At 56.4% G+C, this 21208-nt stretch carries 15 protein-coding genes and 1 tRNA gene; 5 read left to right on the plus strand and 11 right to left on the minus strand.

What is annotated here, in order from left to right; all coding sequences use genetic code 11:
• From ACF8AM_RS15415 to ACF8AM_RS15435, 5 genes are all read left to right on the plus strand, one after another.
• Positions 1–3187, plus strand: a 3187-nt coding sequence (locus tag ACF8AM_RS15415) for a hypothetical protein (protein WP_392556487.1), incomplete at its 5' end; no start/stop codon positions are given.
• 92 nt (positions 3188–3279) lie between these two features.
• Positions 3280–4254, plus strand: coding sequence for a hypothetical protein (locus ACF8AM_RS15420; RefSeq protein ID WP_392556488.1), 975 nt, complete (start codon positions 3280–3282; stop codon positions 4252–4254).
• Positions 4251–5141, plus strand: coding sequence for a polymorphic toxin-type HINT domain-containing protein (locus ACF8AM_RS15425; RefSeq protein WP_392556489.1), 891 nt, complete (start codon positions 4251–4253; stop codon positions 5139–5141). The genes ACF8AM_RS15420 and ACF8AM_RS15425 overlap by 4 nt, the downstream gene beginning before the upstream one ends.
• 217 nt (positions 5142–5358) lie before the next feature.
• Positions 5359–6861 carry a hypothetical protein gene (locus tag ACF8AM_RS15430; RefSeq protein ID WP_392556490.1) on the plus strand — a complete coding sequence of 501 codons (1503 nt, stop codon included), beginning with the start codon at positions 5359–5361 and terminating at the stop codon, positions 6859–6861.
• Positions 6862–7082: 221 nt separating this feature from the next.
• Entirely contained in the window at positions 7083–7805 is a 723-nt protein-coding gene (locus ACF8AM_RS15435) for a hypothetical protein (RefSeq protein ID WP_392556491.1), read from the plus strand.
• 7 nt (positions 7806–7812) lie between these two features.
• Here the strand turns inward: ACF8AM_RS15435 and ACF8AM_RS15440 are convergent, their stop codons facing one another.
• The 11 genes from ACF8AM_RS15440 to ACF8AM_RS15490 form a co-directional block, all read right to left on the minus strand.
• Positions 7813–9132, minus strand: a complete 1320-nt coding sequence (locus ACF8AM_RS15440; protein ID WP_392556492.1) for a DUF1501 domain-containing protein — start codon at positions 9130–9132, stop codon at positions 7813–7815.
• A 77-nt stretch (positions 9133–9209) separates the two neighbouring features.
• Positions 9210–11858, minus strand: coding sequence for a DUF1549 and DUF1553 domain-containing protein (locus ACF8AM_RS15445; protein WP_392556500.1), 2649 nt, complete (start codon positions 11856–11858; stop codon positions 9210–9212).
• Between the two features lie 412 nt (positions 11859–12270).
• A complete protein-coding gene (locus ACF8AM_RS15450) occupies positions 12271–14079 on the minus strand; it encodes a glucuronate isomerase (protein WP_392556493.1) in 1809 nt (602 codons plus the stop codon).
• Between the two features lie 127 nt (positions 14080–14206).
• Positions 14207–15304 carry a site-2 protease family protein gene (locus ACF8AM_RS15455; protein WP_392556494.1) on the minus strand — a complete coding sequence of 366 codons (1098 nt, stop codon included), beginning with the start codon at positions 15302–15304 and terminating at the stop codon, positions 14207–14209.
• A gap of 3 nt (positions 15305–15307) precedes the next feature.
• Positions 15308–15796, minus strand: coding sequence for an aspartate 1-decarboxylase (gene panD / locus ACF8AM_RS15460; RefSeq protein ID WP_392556495.1), 489 nt, complete (start codon positions 15794–15796; stop codon positions 15308–15310).
• 4 nt (positions 15797–15800) lie between these two features.
• Positions 15801–16175, minus strand: coding sequence for a response regulator (locus tag ACF8AM_RS15465; RefSeq protein ID WP_392556496.1), 375 nt, complete (start codon positions 16173–16175; stop codon positions 15801–15803).
• Positions 16176–16371: 196 nt separating this feature from the next.
• Positions 16372–16668 (minus strand): hypothetical protein, encoded by a 297-nt coding sequence (locus tag ACF8AM_RS15470; protein ID WP_392556497.1) that lies wholly within the window; start codon positions 16666–16668, stop codon positions 16372–16374.
• 189 nt (positions 16669–16857) lie between these two features.
• On the minus strand, positions 16858–17397 hold the full coding sequence (gene sigZ / locus ACF8AM_RS15475) for an RNA polymerase sigma factor SigZ (protein ID WP_392556501.1): 540 nt from the start codon (positions 17395–17397) through the stop codon (positions 16858–16860).
• Positions 17398–17678: 281 nt separating this feature from the next.
• A complete protein-coding gene (locus ACF8AM_RS15480) occupies positions 17679–19241 on the minus strand; it encodes an NAD(P)-binding domain-containing protein (RefSeq protein ID WP_392556498.1) in 1563 nt (520 codons plus the stop codon).
• An 885-nt stretch (positions 19242–20126) separates the two neighbouring features.
• Positions 20127–20200, minus strand: a tRNA-Pro gene (locus ACF8AM_RS15485).
• A 155-nt stretch (positions 20201–20355) separates the two neighbouring features.
• Positions 20356–20820: a hypothetical protein gene (locus tag ACF8AM_RS15490; RefSeq protein ID WP_392556499.1), complete on the minus strand. Its 465-nt coding sequence runs from the start codon at positions 20818–20820 to the stop codon at positions 20356–20358.
• Between the last annotated feature and the right edge of the window lie 388 nt (positions 20821–21208).

Below are 21208 nucleotides of genomic sequence, written 5' to 3' on the forward strand. Positions count from 1 at the left end.
GGAGGCGGCTCGAGAGGCGTTGGAAGCCGGCGGTCTCGGAGACCGCATGGAGGACAATCTTCCGCAGACGAACCAGGGACTTGCCTTCCAAGACGTTGCTCCGCCGCTTGCCTACCGAACCGCACAAGCGGCTTTCTTTCGCGGGGAGATCGTTCAGGCGATTGCGATTTTGAATCGCTTGGAACGTGAAGCGGCGTCGAACAGCAACACGCGTCACTTGCTCGGCCGAGTTCCCATTCGGACTTTGCTCGGAGAATGTCATCTTCAAGCCGGGGATCTGGTTGCTGCGGCGGAGCACTACGAGACCGCGATCCAGATTATCGTCGCCAACCCAACGTTTCTATCAGGGATTCAGTGGCGAGTCTTGACGGCTCCGCCAAGCGAAATTCCGAGGCGAAGAGGTGTCGGAACGGCAAGGCAAATCGAGGATGATCTGGATCATTGGATGGAATCTCCCAATGAATTGGTGAACACGAATTTGGATTTGTGGCCGTCGGCAGAGCATGTGCCGTTGGTGCGTCTTCGGCGCTACTTGTTGGCGGGAGTCCCAGCGGGTAACTGGTTCATCTCGGAGGAGTTACCAGAGAATATTGATCAATTGCGGGGCCTGGATATCGCGGAAGTTCTTCGTCAACTTTCTCTCGCCGCCTATCGATTGCGATGGTTGCGAGGTCGAGCGTTTTCGTTGCAGGACCCAACCGGACAACAGTTGCTTGCGGCGACCGTTCCGCCTGGGGTTCTCGGTTCCGACCGACGATTTCACGCGGCTGGCACACTGGTAGCGGCCTCTCGTGTGGTGTTGCGATATCACGCGGGCGACGACTCTGAGATCCAGTTGGTCGAACCACTCGATCAAATCTCTGGGGGCTTTCATGCGCTGTCGCCGATCGCCCGCTTGACCCGTTTGAGATCCTTGTCGAACCGATGGATGACCAATCGACAGATCTCAAATCAAGAAGTGCGATTGCAGGAAGGCCAGCCGGTGGTGGTTTTGCCTTCTCGACAAGACTTGGTTGAATTTGTTGAGACCGCTGTCTCGACATCCGAGGTGTCTTTCGCATTGGGACAGTTCCAGTTGGCCGTCGAATGTTTCGAACTCGCGTTAGACGAACTGGATCGTTGGGATGACATCGAGAATCTGGCGTTTGCGTTGGAACGGGATTTGGTCACTCGATCGGAGATTTTGCGTCGTCAAACCCCTGCGATCGCGTATCAATTGAGGGTGTTTGCGGCGAGAGCAGCGCTCCTGGCAAACCGCCCTACTGCCGCGGGCAATCATCTGTCGATGTCGGAACGGTTTCGCAGGGCTCGCCGATTGGATTTACCTCACTCGGCTGCCGTTGCGAATTGGTTGCAGCTTCAAGTTGATGTTCAACGAACGGTCGGTTTGGCCCGGTTGGATTCGGAAGAAGACGACGCGAAAAATCTTCAGACGTTGAAGGAACTCCAACGCATTCGAATGGTTCGAGAAGAGTTGCTCGAGCAGACGCGTCGGTTTGCAAGCGGCATGCAGACGAGCAATCCGTCTGCAGAGGTTCGTTCGATCACGCATCCCTTGTCGTTTCGGTTTTGGGAATTTCAACTGCCCAATCAGAACCGCGTGCCTGCCGCGACTCGAAGTCGACGCTATCAGTCGTGTTGGGATGAATCCCAGACGGGGATCGACCTCACCGCATTTGACCAGTTTTGTTTTGATCTGGATCGTGCGTCGTGGACCGGATTGGGAGTGCAGCTTGCAGTCGCGGCAGGCGAAGGCGAGCGAGTCGCTGTGCGAATGGATCAACACCAATCCGCTCTTGCTCGAAACACTTGGGGTGAATTGCCCCAGACCACAGATTTGCGTTCCGCACTGCGTCAAGTCATGAGCGACCCAGCGCTTTCGCTAGATGATTTTTTTCCCGGTCGGGATGGCCTGAATGAGGAATTGCAAGCTCTTGTTCCTGCCATGCAGCTCAACCCCAGAGTGCTCGGTTTGGACGCGGCGATTTTGCATGAACGGTTGCAGGGGCAGTTGTCGTCGCTGGCTTTCAACCAAGCCTTGCTGCCTCGCGTGGAGCCGCCGCCGATCCCCCATCGAAACGAGCGGCCGGATTGGAGCGTCCTGCCAGCCAACATGGCGATCGTGTCGTTTCAAGTGGATGATGACAATGTGGTTGGGACCTTGGTGCATCGAAACCAAGCCAGTCATTGGCAGGTGCGTTCAGCAACCGAACTGCGGCAGCAGTGTGAACGTTGGTTGTCAACGATTCTCAGTTTGCCGACGACGGTGGATGAGCTCGAAGACGAGTCGCTGCGTCTACGCACTCAACAGATGGAGCTTGAGTTGACCCAGCGTTTGTTTCCTCCGCTGTGCGGCATCGATCACCCCGACATTCGTGACATCATCGTTGTGCCGAGTGGCTTTCTATGGCAATTGCCTTTCGAAGAATTGGTGATGGAGCACGATGCGGATGATCGAACTGTTCGGTGGAAAGACCGGGGCAAGGTTGCTTACGCGCACACGTTGGGCACTGCGCTGAGTGTTGCAACATCTGCCACCCGTGAGTTTGTCCCGGAGGAATCGGATCTGGTCGCACGATGGCGAGTGTCCCAAGCAGAAGGTCATGCGTCTCTGGACGACCAGCCTCCCGCGCACGTTTCAGCAGGACCACTTGGAACTTGGAGTGATTCTGTTTGGTGGGGAGAGATCAGCCGCAATCTATTGGTGCCACCCGAGGCGTCCATCCCGCTGGCTTCGCGAAGGGAACAAGCTGAGTTGCGAGGACTCCAAGTTTGGGACCGACGTCATGGGCAGGTGGGGCAGGATGGACTGGAGTCTTGGATTGATCTCAGTTCGAAATTCCCTGCGTCTGGAAGAGTGTCCCAGATACTTCGACCCGAAATTCAGGAACATTTGTTTGTCCAGGCCAGCCGTCTGCATGCCGCCGGCCTGAAGCATCTCGTGATGCCGCGACTGCCTGGACTACGGGAAGCCAGTGATTTGCTGGCTCAAGAACTTTCCATGGAACTGGGGCAGGTTCCGTTTCTGGAGGCTTGGGAGCGGTCGCACGCGATCCTGCGGATGTCGGAATTTGCTTTTCCCGAGGGGGTGGATCCGGTACCCTTGAAGAATGCTGCGGGGGGAATGGCCGGCGATCATCCGCTGGTGCAGCTTCCCTCCATCCACCTCCCCTTTTCTGGCCTCTGACGTCAATGGAGATGAATATGAAGGCGACGCGATCGAAAATTAGGTCTAGTGTTCGCTACTCGACGTGGATTTTCCTCGTCGGTGCGACTTGTATGGCGGCATCCGGAGTTGAATCTCAGGCGGTTGCAGCAGACGCGACTTGGTCGGAACAGCTGGTACAGGCTTCGTCCGTTGGGAACGTCCAACTTCGCGAACGGTTGCTTCAGAATCCACCGGCGGATTCCGAGGCACAGTCATTGGCTAACGCCTTGAAAGGGCGATTGAAAGACAGCGACGGCCAATGGGTCTCGATTGAAGAATCGGTTCAGGACGACACTCGCGCGAATCGAATCGCTGAATACGAGCGTCGACGTGATTCGATGGAAGACAAGGCGGAGGATCACTGGCAACTTTCGCGATGGTGTCGAACGGCGCACATGCCCAGCCGCGCTCGTGCTCACGCGCTGCGGGTGACTGAATTAGAAAGGGATCATGAGCCAGCTCATCGGTATCTCGGAAACGTGCGAGTGGGCGACGTTTGGGTGGACGCGGAGGAGGCGGTCGAGCAACAAAAAGAACTGCGTGAGGCTCAGCAGAATTTGCGGGTTCATTCACCCAAGATTCGCTCCATCGCAGAAGCGTTCCGGTCCACTGATGCTGGCAAACAAAAGAAAGCACTTGCGCAACTCGAACGCATCGACACAGTGGACGCGGTTGATGCCGTGACGCAACAAATCTTCCGTGGGCCGGATGCATTTGCGATGGCCGCGGTCAATTGGCTCGGCGAACGAGAGGAGCCCAAGGCGGCTGTTGCGTTGGCCCGTTTGGCGGTCTTCGATCAACGGCGAGGTTTGCGTGATCTGGCAACACAGCAATTGAAGACGACCGACCCGATGCTGTTTGTCCCGACGCTCTTGGACTGGTGTCAGGGAACCGTCGAGTCAAAGCACAGTTTGGTCTTCCATGAAGGGGATCGGTCCTATCAAGTCGTGCGGCAATATCGTCGGGAAGATGCGGAAGGCGTGAAGGTTTTGGATTCCGTGACGCAGGTGTTGGCTGTGCATGCGACTCCACTGCAAACGGCGTGATTGCCAGTCGCGATGCGGTGGAAAGCCTCCAAACCGAGAGTGCTCGCGATGCGAGCGTTGTTCGGTCGGAAGCGGAGCTTTTCAATGAACGCAGTCGTTTTTTGCAAAGTCGTGCCGCCGCCGTGATCCAACAACTTGATTCGAGCTTCAGCGGCGAACCGTCCGCTGAAAGCATGCGAGATTGGTGGTATGAATATCGTGGATATGGTGACACGGGAATTCCGCCCGTTGAGCGTCGATTGGTCCGGAATGTCGCGTACCGCGCCGTGGGCAATACAGCGCCGATCGGAGCTTCACCGACTCGAGTTCGAACGCTTTCCTTTTTCTCAGAAAGCCCCAAAAGTGCGCCATCGGAACCACAGGAACCGATGACTTTGGCGCAGAAGCGGGCCGCCGCGATCCCCGATGCCAAGATAGGCGTTTACGTGCGTCCTTCTCGGGATTGCTTGGTCGCTGGAACTCTGGTGTGGACGGACCGCGGCATGCGTCCTGTTGAGAGCTTGCGATTGGGAGACCAAGTGTTGAGCTGCGATGAGCAAACCGGTGAGCTGAGCTATCAGAGTGTTTTGCGACGAACCGTCCGTGAACCCGAACCACTGACCAAAATCCAGCTCCGCAGTGAAGAGATTGTGGCTTCGAAAGGGCACCCATTTTGGGTGATCGGGCGCGGATGGACGACGACGGAACAGCTGGTTCCTGGCGATGCACTGCATGGCGCCGAGGGGGTGGCGGTGATCGAGTCCCTTTCTTCAGCTTCGGCGGACGAAACCTACAACTTGGTGGTGGACAAGAACCACAGCTACTTCGTCGGCAAATCGCGAATCCTGTCGCATGACGCAGAGGTGGAGCGTCCCGACGGAATCGCGATGCCCGGCGTCGCTCTCTAGCTCAACGCACCTGACGGCTCAGTGAGACAGCTTCTTCGCCGCGATTCGATGCAATCGAGTCGTGGCGATTTTCGTTGATTACCACTCGGTTCGCGAGATTTTCCTTCGGCCAACGAGGCGTCAGAGGTTCGGAGTTTCCGTTGACACGCGGGGTCGGCATTTGATAACTGAAACTTGAGCTAAAAAATCATCCCTCTCCGGTTTCAGGAAAATTCCGTTGTTTCAACGGTCAGTCGTCTCTGCGAACGTCGCGCCCAACCCCCGTGGTTCGGGGCGTTTGGGCGTGCGCCCTGCCAGCGAATGCAAGCGTTTTCGCCGTTTGGGGTTCGAGGCGGCCGGTGGAAACGTCGCTGTAGAGTGCATCGCCGACTCGGTCCGCATTCTGTTGCTCACAGCCATTGGCTCCGCCATTTTTACGACGGCTGGATGCCGGGGAAGAGCCAAGCAAGAAGTCTACAGCCAGAAAATGGCTCGCGAGATTCGGCTGTTGGAAGATCAGCTCTACGAGGCTGACTACGAGAACCGTGTGCTGATCGAAAAACTTCGACGTGCAAAGGCTGCTGCCGCGGCTGCTGCGGCAACCAGTTCGCCGCCACCGACGCGTCGATCTCCCAACTTGCTTGAGGGACTGTCAAAACCAGGCATCACGGATTCCAAACGTCCGCCGGACCCGGTTGTGGATCCCGAACCCAATTCACCGAAGGGCATGTCGGGCAATTTGGACGAGTTCGACATGGGGGCCGGTTTGGATGATCCTGAATTCATCGATCCGGGTGAGCCTGACAACTTCGCGCCGCGGGATCAGCCTTTGGTCGACCCGGATGATGCCTCACCCGCAGAGCAGGCAACGGATGTCGCAACGGAAGACAGTCCCGCAGGAAAGGATGACCGTTCTGAAACGCCGCTTGATATTGGCAACGGAATGGACCTTGATTCCATGATCGATCCCGGCGAACCATTTGTGCCCGATAGCGATCCAGGGTTGCTGTTACCGCCTCCGACGCAACCAGTTCCGCCTGGACCTGACGACCTGAAGTTTGATCCGGTTGTTCCCGGTGATCCCGTCCCTCCGAACTCGCCCTCGGGGCTTCCGGATGAACCGCCAGGGCAAATCCAATTACCGGAAGGTTTGGGGATGCTCGGTGGCCTTGGGAAGGTCGATGGCGCTCCTGAAAAAATCGATCTTTACACGGCAAAGTTGTCCGTCAACGACAAGAACTCGTTGCCGCGTTTTGTCAGCGACGTCTCGCAAACAACCCAACCGCCATCGAATCCCGATTATCCGCCAACGGAAGGGATCGACGTGGTCGTCGATTCCATGGATCAATATGGGCATGCCATTGCCCTGCTTGGCGATTCGTTGGATCCGATGAGTCAATTGGCATCGACGGCCAAGCCACAACCCAAGGCGATACCGGCTTTGCTGGAGCAAACAACGTTGAGTGTTGTGGTTTTGGACGCGTCCAAGTCGGGAGACGAGGCCAAGCTGGGGCGTTGGGACTTTGGTCCTGATCAACTGGTTCGATTGCAACAAATGTCGGCGGTGGATCTGCCTCGAAACTCGTTACGGATCCCCATTCGTTGGAAGGACAAACATCCTGAAGGCGAAAAGGTGGTTGTGTTCGTGCGTCTGAAACAAGGCGAGCGAGACATTCGGTGCGATGTCGAAATGGACTTGCGTTCCAAAGCGTCCGTCGCGGGTTGGTTGCCTCGACGCTGATGTCTTCTGCCCCCCGAAGCTTCGTGTTTCTTGTGTGCCGTCACGTGGCGATTGTGCCGATTGGATCGGTTGTTGACGTTGCCCCCTTGCAACCGTTGCGGATTTTGACGCGACGCTGTCTGGACGGTCCGGTCCAGTAGAGAGGGATGACCTAGGGTTGAGTGTCACTTGGCTGTCGGTCTTCCCACCTCACTTGGTCGTTCTCTATGGGCATGAACTCCATGGATCCTGCTTTGGATCTCAGCTCCCTGCCAGTTGTTCCGCTCTTGGGGCTCGCCGTTGTGTTTTGCATTGCGGCCATTGTTGTTTATGGCTTTGCAATGAAGTGGAGTCTGTCTCTAGCTGGCTGCGGCCAGCACGGCTTTGGGTGGTCCTTTTGCGTGTCATTCGCAGCGGGGATGTCCAGTGGGTTGGTCTCGGTTGTGCTCGCCTTCTTCGCCGATGCGATGCCTCCCGTTTTACCCTTCGTTCTGGCGATTGCTGCTGCGGTGTTGACCGTCGCCGTGATGACTCGTAGCGGACCCATCTCCGCCGGGGTTGCTTACCTCGCGTTCATTTTCATTGGCGGCTTGGGAATGATGGTCACAGCGGTGGTGATGGGGTTGGCTTCGTTCGTCTTTGTGGACATGAGAGAATTCGCAAAGGCCGCCCAGTCGATGAGGCCTGACATGATGCAGGACGCTGAGGCGACCAACGACGACGCAAACATGTGGGCAACGATGCCCTCGCAGTTGGACAACGCGTTCTTCGAAGGAGAGGAAACCGTCAGTGAGATCAGTGCGTTGGGCGAGACATCTCTCGATCGTGATGAAGGTGTCTCAGCACTGCCCTACCATGACGAGCGAATGGATGATGCCTCCCACAATCCACATGCTCAACGGAAATCAAAACCAAACTCCGTTCAGGTCAATCCGTTCGTCCACTACCCTAAAAACAAGTCGTGACAGACCACTAGCTGAACAAGGCGTCGATCGGACGGCCATCACGAACCAAGGTGATCGGGCGACCGGTTTCGCTGGCGAATTCCATCGTTGGGTCGATGCCCAGATTTTGATAGAAACTGGCCGCGACATCGTCTGGCGTGATGGCTTCATGCCGAGGTCCGGCGGCGGTGTCGTCGCTCTCGCCGATCACTTGGCCGCCTCGGACGTTTCCTCCTGCCATCAGCATGAACATGCAACGTGGGTAGTGATCGCGACCTCCCTCTGCGCTTCGGTCGTTGATCTTGGGAGTGCGTCCGAATTCTCCGGTGACGAAGACGGCGGTGGATTCCAGCAGGCCACGTTGTTCCAGTCCAATCAGCAGTCCGCTGAGGCCGGAATCCAGTTTGGGAAGTTGTTGTTCTTTTAGCTTCGTGAAGTTGTCTTGGTGTGTGTCCCAGCCACCGAGTTGCAGCGAAACAAAACGCACGTCTGATTCGATCAAACGCAGGGCGAGCAAGCAGCTTTGACTGAACGGGTCTTCGCCAAACTGTTGTTGCATGCTTTCTGGTTCGCGTGAAATGTCAAACGCTTCACGAGCACGCGGGGATGTGATCATCGCGTAGGCTTGCTCACCGAAGCGGTCCAAGCCTTGGAGCAGCGAGTCGTCTTTCTCGAGTGCTGCGAATCGACGGTCGAGCTTCTTCAGCAGACTTTGCCGGCGTGTGACTTCGTCGATGGAAACGTTTCCCGGCAACGAGATTCCTCGAACTGAAAACGGCCGATTGGGGGTCGGGGTCGCCTTGGTTTCCAGTGCCGCATGTTGGATGCCCAAGAACCCTGCGCCGTGGGACGCTTTGGGGATCGCAACGTGGTTCGGGATATCGTGGTCACCGGGACGTTCGCGAGTGATCACCGCGCCATAGCTGGGGTATTCCAGCGAAGGGAGGGGACGAGTGCCGCAATTGATGTATTCACGACCCAGTTGATGGGCGGCGAGCGTGTGACTGACGCCTCGAAGAATCGCGAATTTATCGGCGACCTGTGCCAATTTCGGCAAGTGTTCACTGATTTGAATTCCAGGGACATTGGTTCGGATGGTTTTGAACTGGCCACGTACCTCATCGCTTGCACCTGGTTTCGGGTCAAAGGTGTCGATGTGTGACGGTCCACCGTTGAGTTCGACGAAGATCGCACGCTTGGCACCTCCCGGCAGGACGCGTCCGGATTCTTCCGCACGCAGCATCGTGGGCAGTGACATCCCGGGCAGTGCAACCGCACCCAATCCCAATGTGCCCGCACGAAGAAAATCGCGGCGTACGATACCATCGCATGTTCGGTGAAGATTCATTGGGAATAACCAATTGGAATGATGGAAAGGATGTGTGCTTGACTCAGCGTTTCTTCCGACACGCGAACGTTTCGTGATCAGTGCGTGATGATGAATTCTTTGGTGTTCACCAACGCCCACATCAGCGACTCGAGTCCGGATTGGGGCGACTTGGATTCGGAAATGAACTGAAGTGACGTCTTACGTTCATCTTCGTTGGGGTAGCGCGAAAGCGTCCGGAGGTACGCGTCGTCAACAACTTCGGCCATGGAAGTTGCCGGTTGAGCCTCCCGTTCGGTTTCGATCCGCGAGAGTTCCCAGGCGTCGGGATCATCCAGCAGCGTTGCCAAATCGGGAGAGGCGTAGCCGTAAAGTTCGAGTTTGTTCTGAACTCGCGCGTATTCCTCACGGATTCGAGTTCGGTTGGTGCGTCGTTGTTTGGGAGCCATGCGTTGGTAACGTTTGATCTTCGCGATGGTTTGTCGGTGGAATTGCTCCGCTCGACGTTGAACTTGAGGGTCGACGCTCATGTTGCTGGATTCAAGACCGAGCGATTTCATCGTCTGAGTGACCCAACCATCCTTTGCCGCCAGTTTTCGATACATCTCAAAGTCGTTTCGCAAGTAGATCGATTGCAGCAGGCTGGGCGAGTCACTACGGTCGCAATCGCAGTTGCTTTCGCGTTCAGATTGACCGAATACTTGGAGGGCAAAATTTCGGTTGTTGCGGTTCTGTGGGACTCCATTGGCAATCGCCATCTGTTGCAGTTCGTTTCGGATTTGATCTGCTTCTTCGCTGGACTGAGTCGCCAACAACACGGCGTCATGGATCACTTCGGCGGGAAGACGCCGCGGCACATGACGAGAAAAGTTGTGGTCGTCATGGCGATTGCTTGTGTTGGTATCCATGCTCCGCTGATAGGCGTCGCTGGTGGTGATCTCGCGAGTCAGCCATTTCAAGTCATAGCCACTGTGAATGAAGCCTGTTGCAAGCTCGTCGAGCAGATCGGCGTTGCTGGGGGCATTGGCGAGGTTCATGTCATCGGTTGGATGGATGATGCCGACGCCAAAGTAGTTTGCCCAAACGCGATTGACGATCGCTTTGGCAAAGTACGGGTTGTCCTCTTGGCGAAGCCAGTCCATCAGGTGGCCTCGTGGATCATGGTCCAAGGCAACCGAGTCGGACTGACCCAGGATGAATCCTTCTGGGATGCTGACAGGAGCCGCCTTGGCGTTCTTCTTTGCCTTGGCTTTTGCACGCCGCTTTTTCGCCTGAATGGCAGAGTTGTTGTAAACCAGTTCTGGAAAGGGAACCGTTTCGCCTTGCGCGGCGGCTTTGTAGATTTTGCGTCGCAGGTCGCCATTGCGGAGTTTTTCTTCACCCGTGATTTTTGAGATCAGTTGAGTGCGTTGTTCACGCGAATCTCGAGCGACGGTGTTGGGGCGAGCTTCGATGCTTTTGAAAAGAGAAGCAAATTGGTCGAAGTCATCCTTGGACCATTGGTCGAAGGGATGTTTGTGGCATTGTGCGCACTCGATTCGAATTCCAAGAAACGAGTAGGCGAATCCGATCGCCCGTTCCTCGGGCTTTTGAAAGTTGCGTCGAGCCCAAAAAAGCGGCATGCCGGATCGCTCGGCAAATTTGAATTCCTGCCCAGGTTGGCATGCCTCGGTCATCGTTTCGCAGTACTGAAGGTACGACTCATTGGGTTCGCGGTTGTCGGCCATGACAATGCCTTCGACGATTTTGTCGTACGGCACGTTGTCGTCCAGGCGAACACGCAACCACTCATACCATAAACGTGAGGCGGAGCCGCGAACGGGCAGCGCGTTGTTGAGTTGCGTGTCGCTGTTGCCGGTCCAATCTGCAAAACGCGTCGCCCACCAAGCGGCGTAGCTGGGCGAGTCAAGAAGTTCGTCAATCAGACGTTCTCGTTTGTCCGGCCGAGAGTCAGCCAAGAAAGCACGCACGTCCGATGCGGCAGGAAGCGTTCCCGTGATATCGAAACTGGCTCGTCGGATGAAGTCGGAATCGCTGCAGATGGCTGAAGGGGTGATGCCAAGCTTGTCGAGTTTGACTTCAATCAACTGATCGATCCGGTGGTCCGACGGCGTGGGCGATGCGATGGTTTCGCCCACTTCTACGCGCCGGATGACCGGCACGGGAACCACCGCTCGGTCATAAGCGATCACGACGTGGGTGTCACCCGTTTCGCCTGACGAGACCATGCCATTTTCGTCGATGGCTGCGATAGCATCGTCGTTGGTGGTGAAGCGACAAAGTTCGGTCACGTCTTCGCTGGTTCCGTCTGCCCAGTGCGCGATTGCGGTGAGCGAAACGGTTTGCGAATCATCCTGGAACTGAATCTCAGCGGGCTGGATCTCAAGGCGGTCCAAAACATCAATCGTCTGATTGTCAAACTCAGCACCAGCGGCGATCCAGTTTCGCAGTGTGTTGTATTGCCAGCTGCCTTCGTCCAGTCGCTTGCCTCCCTCGTGCATGTCGGCATCGATCGGTTTGGCAAGGATCAAACTCTCGGCCACATCGTCGGTGTCGACCCGGCCGGTGTTGGGATCGAGCAGCTCAGCATGGTCGGCTCGAAAGTCGTAGCCAAACAGGGAGAGACGAAAATCACCGCGGCCTTGGAATGAGCCATGGCAGGCACGCCCATTGCAGCCCAATCGGCCAAGCAGTGGTGTGATGTGACGTTGAAAGTCTGGCACTTCTCGAGCGGAGCCATCGGCCATGCGGGCCGAAAGTGGCGGCGTCATTTGATCATTGGATGCAGGCGATGGTGCCTTTGCGGAGACCGGGGATTCCGCGAGTGAGGGGACCGCACTGAGGGCGACCGCCAACGCGAAAACGCCAGCGGTTTCCAAGCAGATTGTTCGCTTCCAACATCGTGTGAGTCGAATCACATTGTTCCCCTCAGATTTCATCGCCGCTGCATCCGCGTTCGCGCGTCTTGCCGAATTCATGCACGCCGTTCAGAGATTGAACGTCTGCCGAGCACTAAAGTACCGTGCGACGCGTTGCATTTGGGCAAAGAAAACGGAGGATTCTTCGTTCGAAAGGATGCGATTTGATCGTTTGGGTGGTTCTAGGGGGCGTGATCCGGCATTAAGGGAGTGCTGTCGCAAGATCGGCGGGTTCCAGGAGCTACTTGGATTCCTCGTCGTCATCTAGGAATTCCAAGTCAAACTCTTCCAGCTCTTGGACCGTTTCCGCGGTGGGGTCGGTTTTCTCAGCGGGCGAGTCGTCTTCGCTTGGTGAGATTTCGAGGGTGTCGTCACTGTCGCTGTCGCTGACCGGCAAGGTGAATTCACCGGTGGTGGGATCGGATTGCAACTGAAGCGAATCGTCATCTGGGTTGAATGAGGTTTCGCCGCGCAGAGGAGTGATCTGGGCAGTTGGCTCGTCTTCATCGAGCAGGTTGCCGACATCCAGTGTTTCGTCTTCCACCAATGTTTCCAATTCGTCGGCGGAGGTACCGGTCGGTTCTGGCGTGTCGCTCAGTTCGACATCATCGACGCCAAGTTCTTGAACTTCTTCTTCGGCCGGCAAGGCATCGACCTGCAGCACTTCGGTGACGCCAGCCACAGCGGTCGCGACTCCGACAACTCCTGTGATCTCCTCGGGGGCGATGCTCGCTTCGGCGCCTTCCGGACGAGGGAAGACTTCATCCACATTGTCCCGTAGCACTCGACGCCCCAGTTCGACCGCACGTTCGATCGACCAGCCTCGGTCACCGACGAACTGGTCCGCCAGCACGCCGCTGAGGACTTTGCGGTACATGTCAAATTTGGGCCAAATGAACTCCAATTTGTAAGCGTCGCTGTAGTAGCCGATCTGCTTGGTTTGCGGAACTGCTTCCAGTCGTGCGGCGGAGTCGCGAGCGATGAACGAAGGCGTGTTGCTGTACCACCAATGGCCGTTGGTGATCACGTTGGGGAAGATCCACGCGTAGCTGACCAGTTCTTGGTTGGTGACACTGGCCAACACAGAAATGGGGAACTTGACGTTTGGGAACGAGTTGAACAATTCGCGGTACTGAATCAACGAGACACGAGAATCGTAGAGGTCTTGACCTTGGAAGACGCCCTCTGGATAGACCTGGCGGTTGACGCCGATCATCAAGTCAAACGGCAAGCCAAATTCGTCACACAGTTCGGCCAGCGTCCAGAACACTCGGCGAGACAAGGCTTCCAGATGAGACGCGTCCGCGGAGATGCCTTTTTGAAGCACCGCGTTGAGTGCGGTGGAGGCTCGGCCGTCACCAACAGGGGTTGGAGTGAACGTTGGCGGGATCGAAATCGCACAGGCACGAGCACCACGTCGGACGAAGTGTTCAAAGCGTTGTTTCAAACTGGAGCGAAGACTCTCGAGACTGCCGTCCAGTTCGATGCCGGTGCAAGCGGCCAAGCGTCCGCGCACTTCGGGTTTGGCCAAGTGGAAGACCAAGTCATCGGTGCGAAGACACGGGATGTAGGTGTCTGTGTCGAAACCTTCGAGTGCGTCGTCGAAGTCGTTGGTGAGAAAGACGGCCTGGACGTTGCTTTGGTCCAGAACGGTTTCGGACCATTGCGCTGACGCCATGATCGATTCACTGCGGTCGTAAAGCGCTTCCCAATTGTTCAGGTGCAGTCGGTCGTCTTCGAAGCCAAAGAACGTGCGGCAGATTTCGATCAGCCAACTGTACTGGGCGGTGTTTTCAAGTGGCTGCAATCCACCGACCAAACGTTCGACCAATTCTTTCGGCCCGATCGCCTCGTCTTCGATCCGGGATTTGGGCATTCCCGCCGAGTGCGCCAGTTCGGTGTAGTAGTGGTAACCGAGCAGATCAGCCAACGTTGTCGATGCCGGCGAATGCGGGTTGATATGCGAGTGGGGATCGATCAACCGAATGGACGTCAACGCTTCGTAAATCTCGGATTTCGGTCCGTTGGCAACGCTGGACGAGTCTGACATGGTGGCGGCATTCTTGAGTGGCGAAATTCAATCGCAACAGGATACTCACTGAGGCCCCACGGATCGACCATGGTATGTACCAACCTGAGCCTAGGTCCCACAAAATCAGGTTCCGCATTGGAGGCTTTCACGACGGCAGCCACCCCAGAGCGAGCATGCCGATGACCTGTTCGATGAGCTTGGCTGTTGGCTCCTGAGATCCTTTGTCGAACCCAATCCAAGTCGCCATCGTCACAGGTGATTCTGGTGCCGAATTGGTTGGGTCGTACCAGCGATGTTGCTGCCAAACCCACCATCCGAACACGGTGCTCGCTGCCATGGTTCCGGCATACACCAACCTGATCGTCCAGGATGTCCAGCGACTGGGGGGCGGCGTGATCAGGGAAGCGTAAATCTGGAGCACCAAAGACGCTTTTTGTGGCGGCGGCAACACTTGAAGAGCCGTTTCGTCAATCGCCGAGGCAATCGTTGTGATGGCTGATTCGGGAATCTGGCGTTGCTGTGGAGCGGCGATCTCACAGTCGCTTAGTCGGCGACTCAGCCAACACGTTCGGTAAGTCAGCGGCATCGTGAATAGCACAGGAATGATCAGCAGCAATAACAAGGGCTCACCAATCAGAGCACCAAGTGCCGCGATTGCCAAAATCAGGAACACGCGTCCGAGTAGATCCCGTTGGGGTGACGGACGAGCAAGGGTGAGTTGAATGATTTTGCCGCCGTCGAGCGGCAGCAGCGGCAGCAGATTCATCCAGTTGAGCAACAGCCCCAAACCGCCCAATTCAAACAGCCAAGGGTGACTGCTGTTCACCAGCAGCAATGGAACTGGAGAAACCACCGCGTCGGGCATTCGTGTTTCGAGCGTTGAGATCAACAGCAGGGTGATTGAGATCGCTATGCCAGGCAGCGGGCCCGCGAAATAGACGATCGCCTTTTTCCAGCTGGCGAGCTGTAGTCGCTGACCACTGACGGCAGCACCGAGCATGGGGACGAACACCATGCGAATGTTGCGATACCCAAACGCACGCATTGCGACGTAATGGCCGCCTTCGTGGAGCAATAGAATGCCGACCAGCATCAGCACCAATCGGACGTTCCACCAAATCAAAGCGACGCCGACGAACAAGGCCAAGCTGACCAGCGAGATTGCAAGCTGGCGCGGCCAGTTGTTGGCTTGGTTTTCCTTCGCCCGGATCGCAGTGACGAGCGAAGCGTCGGGGCCAGGCATTCCCTAGCAACCTTCGGCGAGCGGTTGTCCGTCAGGCGTTTTCGGAGAGGAGCTTGTCAATTGCGAGCCATTGTGATCCGGCTGAGCTGCGTCGGCGTCCGAACGCAGACCCGGGCCAGCGATTTCGGGACCAATGTGAGACAATTGATTGTTGTCGTCGACAAAGATCAAACGCGGTTGATGGGTTGCCGCGTCGGCTTCTGGGACCATCGCGTACGCAGCCAAAATGACGTGATCGCCAGGGCGAATCAAGTGAGCCGCTGCGCCATTGGCGCACACATCGTTGGAGTTCGGCAATCCTTCGATCGCGTAGGTTTCCAAGCGGGTGCCGCGAGTCACGTTCCAAACATGGAGTGACTCGTAGGGATGAATGTTCGCAGCGACGAGCAGTTCCGGCGGAACAGTCAGGCTGCCTTCGTAGTTCACGTCCGCGCCCGTCACCGTCGCACGGTGAATCTTGGCCGCCAGCATTTTTCGATAAGGTGTGTCCACCAACTCAGTCCACCAGGTAGGGCGTCAGTTGTTCGATCGTTTTGTCCGAACCGATTTCGAGTTTTCCGAACCCGCGTTCGGCCCCTTCCTTCATGGCCGCTTCCTGATGCTCGTCGTAGTTGGTGACCAACATGACGGGGATCTTGGCCAAGTCCGGATCGGATTTGATTTGTTTGATCACGTCCAAACCATCGGAGTAGTCGCGATCGAGTTTTCGATTGACTGTCACAAGGTCCACCTCGCGATTCTTCAACAATTCAATTGTGTCTTCAGCACCGTGGGTCTGCATCACCGAGGCATCAAAGTGTGACGTCACCATTTGACGAATGGCATTGAAATCGGGACCGCAATTTCCGCAGTCGACTAGGGTTTTCGCCATTGGATGTCAGTTCTCCGTCGAGGGGGTTCCAGGAAGTTGCCTGGGAACAATCGAATCGAAACGTTCTGGTGTAACCGCGCGAGCTTGAATCAACAAGGTGCAAGAGTCGTAACCATGACAGCAATGATTGCGCCAGTTCCAGGGAAAGAGGGATCGTCGGTGACTGTCCCGGGGTTCCCAGATTGAATACGGGGATTCAGCGTGTCAGTTCACGGTCTTGAATCCAACGCCGCATATCGGTGTGGATCTGTGCCGGCGTGCGATCATCCGACAGTGACGGAGAGGCTGCGATGGCCAGTTCTTTGGCCAGCATTCGCAGGGCCATCGCGTGCAATTGGCTCAGAAGATGGTCGCGTTCTGCGACAGCTTGTCGCAAATCTGCCTTCGTCGCTCGCGATTCTGGTGGGGCTGGCGGACCTTCGACCAGAAACTTTTCGATCCAGTCTCGGTCGGGATCGAGCGGGCGTTGGCAACTTCGGCAGGATTTGGCCATGAGTATGATTTCAGCCGGGATGCTAGATTGACCGGCGGAGAGATGGAGCGGGAAAAGGGGCGACGCGCGAATGAAAACCGCGATCCGCCTGGGGATCCACCCTCGCCGCAGTCTCTCAAAACACGATCTTTTGTGACTGCAGCGAATTCTAGCATGCCTTTCTCGAGGAGTAGAAGTTGCGCCGGTAATTCAGTCGTCCATTCCAGGCGAATCGCTTTCGTGGTTTCGTTGGTAGCCGATCAAATTGCCACGGCGGTCGTGTTCGAAACTGCAGCAATCAAAGAGAACCTGCTTGAGTTTCGTTCGACCTCGCTGCACGCGTGATTTGGCGCCGGACAACGAGAGTCCCAGTCGGTCCGCGATTTCCTGTTGGGACAATCCTTCGATTTCGTATAGCTTGATCGCTTCTCGGTGCTCGGCGGGAAGCTGTTCCAGCATCTTGGGGAGCCAGCCGATCACGACCTCTTCCAGGCTTTCTTCTGTTTGATCGTCGGCCGCAATTTCGTCGGCCAAGGCGGCCGCTTCGCGTGATTTGGCGCGGTAGTGATCGATGACCAAGTTGCGAGCGATTTGGAAAACCCACGAACGGATGCGCTGCTGATCTTCGACTTCATCCAGCTTGGTGTGAATCCGAACGAAGGTCTCCTGAAGCAGGTCTTCTGCAACTTGGGCATTGGGAGCCCGTTGCATCAAAAACGCTCGAAGTTGATCCCCGAACAATCTCCAAATCTCAGCCGTCGTGGGTGGCGACGCGGGAGATGGGTTTTCCGTGTTATTCGTTTCTTGTGTGGGGCTTGGGCGTCGTTCCTTACGCGAAAAACAGGGAAGTCGTTCGGTGTGGCCAACTGGATTGCATGCCACCCAAATAGCTAAGCCACACACGATGAATAAGTAGCGGGATTGGTAGTGGACGAGGCGACGAGTCCCGTGCTGGAGGATTCGTCGCCTCATCCATCTACGTCAGTAACTTGCTTGGTGGAGTCCCTCCGTTGGAGTCTCGCCACATCGGGTCAGCCGCATTGGGGAGCGGACTCACATGTTTGACTCGATGGGCCGGAGGCACTCGATTGGCACGAGCCGCTTGGTTTTTGGTATGCCAAATCCGTCGAGCAAACACCAGTCGATGGCAGGGTGAGTTCGACCTTTCGGGCGGCTTCGTGATCACCGGCCAGTTCGGCAGCAATCGAGCGAACTTGTTCGTAACCGGTTCGCATCAAAAACGTCGGTGCTCGACCATAGCTTTTCATACCGGCCAAGTAGAACCCGCGTTCGGGGTGTTTCAGTTCTTCTGCGCCGTGGGGTGGAACCGATCCGCAACTGTGGTGGTTCGGGTCGATCAGTGGCCCTAGTGCTTTGGTCGCTTCCGTGGAGGCATCCAGTTCGAGGCGAAGTTCACGGAGCATTTCCAGGTTGGGGCGTGCTCCAGCGGCGACGATGATCTCATCGACGATCACCTGCGAAACGCCATGAACATCGAAGACTTCCAGCCCGTCGGAATGCTCGCTGATGGCGCCGATGGAAAGCCCGGTCAGCAGGGTGGCTTTGCCGTCGTCGACCGCTGCTTTCACCCGAGTCCCCAGTGCACCTCGGGCTTCGATTTCATCTGCTTGGCCACCGCCCCAAAGTTTGGCTGGGTTGGTGCGACGAACGGCCCAGGCGATCATCGTATCCGACGATTCTTTGGCGAGTTCAACCAGGCTCAGTACCGCACCAGTGGCGGAGTGGCCCGAACCAACGACCAGAACACGTTTGCCCGCGTAGCGTTCTCGTTCGCGGTCCAGCACATCGGGCATGCCATAGCGGATGTGGTCTTGGAATTGTTGTTCGCCATCCGCCTCGATCCCTCCAGCTCCCATCGGATTGGGAGTGTTCCAGGTGCCAGACGCATCGATCACCGCGCGAGCATGGAAACGACGTGGGCCGTCAGGGGTATTGGCCACGATCAAAAAGGGGGCCTCGTCGCGGTTGCCATCTTTCATTCGGTCGTGTCCATCGCGAGAGATGGTCGTGACTTGATGGTTCAGTTTCAAACGGGAGGCGATGCGTTCGTTGGCGGCAAGCGGATCCAAGTAACGTTCCACCAACTCCTTCGCAAATGGGACCTCGTTGTCATCGGGAGCTTGCCACGAGTCACCGGCTTGAAGGATTCGCTTGGACGCCGGGTCAATCAGGTAAGACCAAGGGGTGAACAATCGCACATGGCTCCACTCCCAAATGCTGGCAGCGATTCGCGGGCCTGCTTCGAGCAAGATGAAATCCTGGTCGCGCTGAATCAGATTCGCAGCTGCAGCCAGCCCGATCGGACCCGCCCCGATGATGGCGATGGGCAATGATTCGCGATTGTCGGCGCACGATGTCTTTGCTTCTGGCTGTTCGCAAATCGTCGTCGGTTGAGGCTCGCCGCAGCAGGAGGTCGCTGGGGCCGCGGGTTCACCGCAGCATTGGTTTTCGGTCGCGGTTGGGAGAGCTGGCGACGACGTCGGGCAAGATGGCCGAAAGACGTTGGCTTGTGGTTGGATGAAGTTGGCTTGTGGTTGGATGAAGTTGCGTTGATTGGGGAGCGATTGGTTCATGGTTTTCCTTTCCAAAAATGGCTTCTCATCAACAGAGACGAGCTGGTCATTGAAAAGACGCAGTGGACGATTCACATAACGCGAAAAAGCTGCGTCAGACGGTGGGGATCAAACCACGCAAGCAAGCATCGGCGCGATGCGATTTGGGCTTTGGTTGCCGCGTACTCTCCGCACGGTTTTCAAAGCGAAAACGGAGAGTTTTGCGGTGTAATGCCGGCATCTGCCAAGTCGCTGTTCTGCAAACGATGTGAATTCGATACGGTTAACCTCCTACACATCGCGTGTTTCGACAGAACGGAATCGCGATGTTGCTCGAACTGCTCTTGAGCAGTTTTGTTTCGAGCCAGCCCGTCCGCCCTGGCCTTGCATCCGACGAAGCTTGGGCCGCCTCAATGGATCGATTCGGCAGCGCTTGAGACTTTTGGACCTCATGGGTTCAGCTCTGCACCATGTCGTTCCATTGGCGACCGATTACCTAAGAAAGAATTCTTCGATGACCTGGAATGCCGCGCTTCTGGCCATTTTTCTTGGCCCTCAGATTGGTCAGGCAGGCATCGAAGACCATGCCTTCAAGCTGGCAATGAAGACCAGTCAGGTTGTCAGTGCGATGAGACCTCATCCGGCATCATTCACAACCAATGGGCAATGGGACCGAGAAAAGTACCTGGCGTATTGGTGGGCCCAGAGGCAGTTTCAAAGACCGATTTGGCGATGGCATGAAGAGCGATCCCGCGAGAGCGACCGAAGGCTGCGAGAAAACATTGCGACAATGATGTCGGCACTGGAAAGTCAGTGAGCAGGAAGCCAATCCCACCACATTCGCCAAGAGAGGTCAACGAGGCGTCAACCAAAACTAGAGATACCGTCAAGAACGGCAAAAGAAAATCGGGGCGACACGATTCGAACGTGCGACCTTCTGGTCCCAAACCAGACGCTCTGCCAGGCTGAGCTACGCCCCGATAAAGCAGATTCTGGACGCGTTGAAATGTCAGTGAGAGACATTCGCGTCCGAGAAGGCGAGAGATTAGCGAACGATTCGATTTCTTGAAAGTCCACTTCGGATTCGAGCCACGGAATTTTTCGGCGGCTCGGAATCAACTCGCACTTCTTCGATTCACTGTTGTTGTTGCTGTGCGATTGGTTCGCCGGTTCCCAGTTGGGCGAGCACCTGCAAAATGCCGTTCAGGTGAGCCATTCGGGGGCCAAAGCGATCGATGAATTCGTTCAGCATGTATTCGCCTTCGACCAAGTGATCGCCGGAATCGTCGATTTCTTCGGTCAGCGTTTGCAGGAATTCGGTTTGCACTTCGCTGAGTGTTTCAGCGGCTCGGCGGCAGGCTCGCGACAATTGCGGGTTGGCGTCTTTCCACTGCTGCAATTCGCCAGCACGTTGTTTGTGCATGGCCGCATTTTGCTGAACCAATTCGGTCAGCAATTTGGTTTGTTGCTGCTGGCTGACGACCAATTGACGCAGCAACCCGACCGTCAGTTCCTCGTTGGAAACCGGCACTCCAGCGTCTGATTCGGCAGACACATCAATGCGAAAAACGGGCGATGTGGGGTTGTCGTCGTAGGACATAAGCAATGATTCCGATTCGGGTCCGATGGGGTCGTGTCCGATGATGCCCCGAGTATAACCACGCCGAAAAATGTTTGTCGAGCAAATCGTTATTTTCGGCTTGGTGCCGGTTCAGCAGGCAACGTTTGAACACGATCGTGCGTGTCCCGGCGAGTCTAACGACTCACCGGGATGAATCAGGCACGAACAGAAAGCGGCAAGCGGAATTGGGCAAGAACAACTGTGTGGTCGAGTGGTTGCCCGTTCACCGTTGGTCTATTTCGAGGTGTGCAAAAACGTTTTCCAGGACGCATAACGAGGGGCGTCCATGGAATGAGTCATCAACGGGTTGAACCGTGGCTTGACCGGCCGCGACAGCAGCTTCATGCGGGCCTGTTGCGGCGTGCGC

The sequence above is a fragment of the Rhodopirellula sp. JB055 genome (assembly GCF_043100905.1).
In the GTDB taxonomy this organism is placed as follows: domain Bacteria; phylum Planctomycetota; class Planctomycetia; order Pirellulales; family Pirellulaceae; genus Rhodopirellula.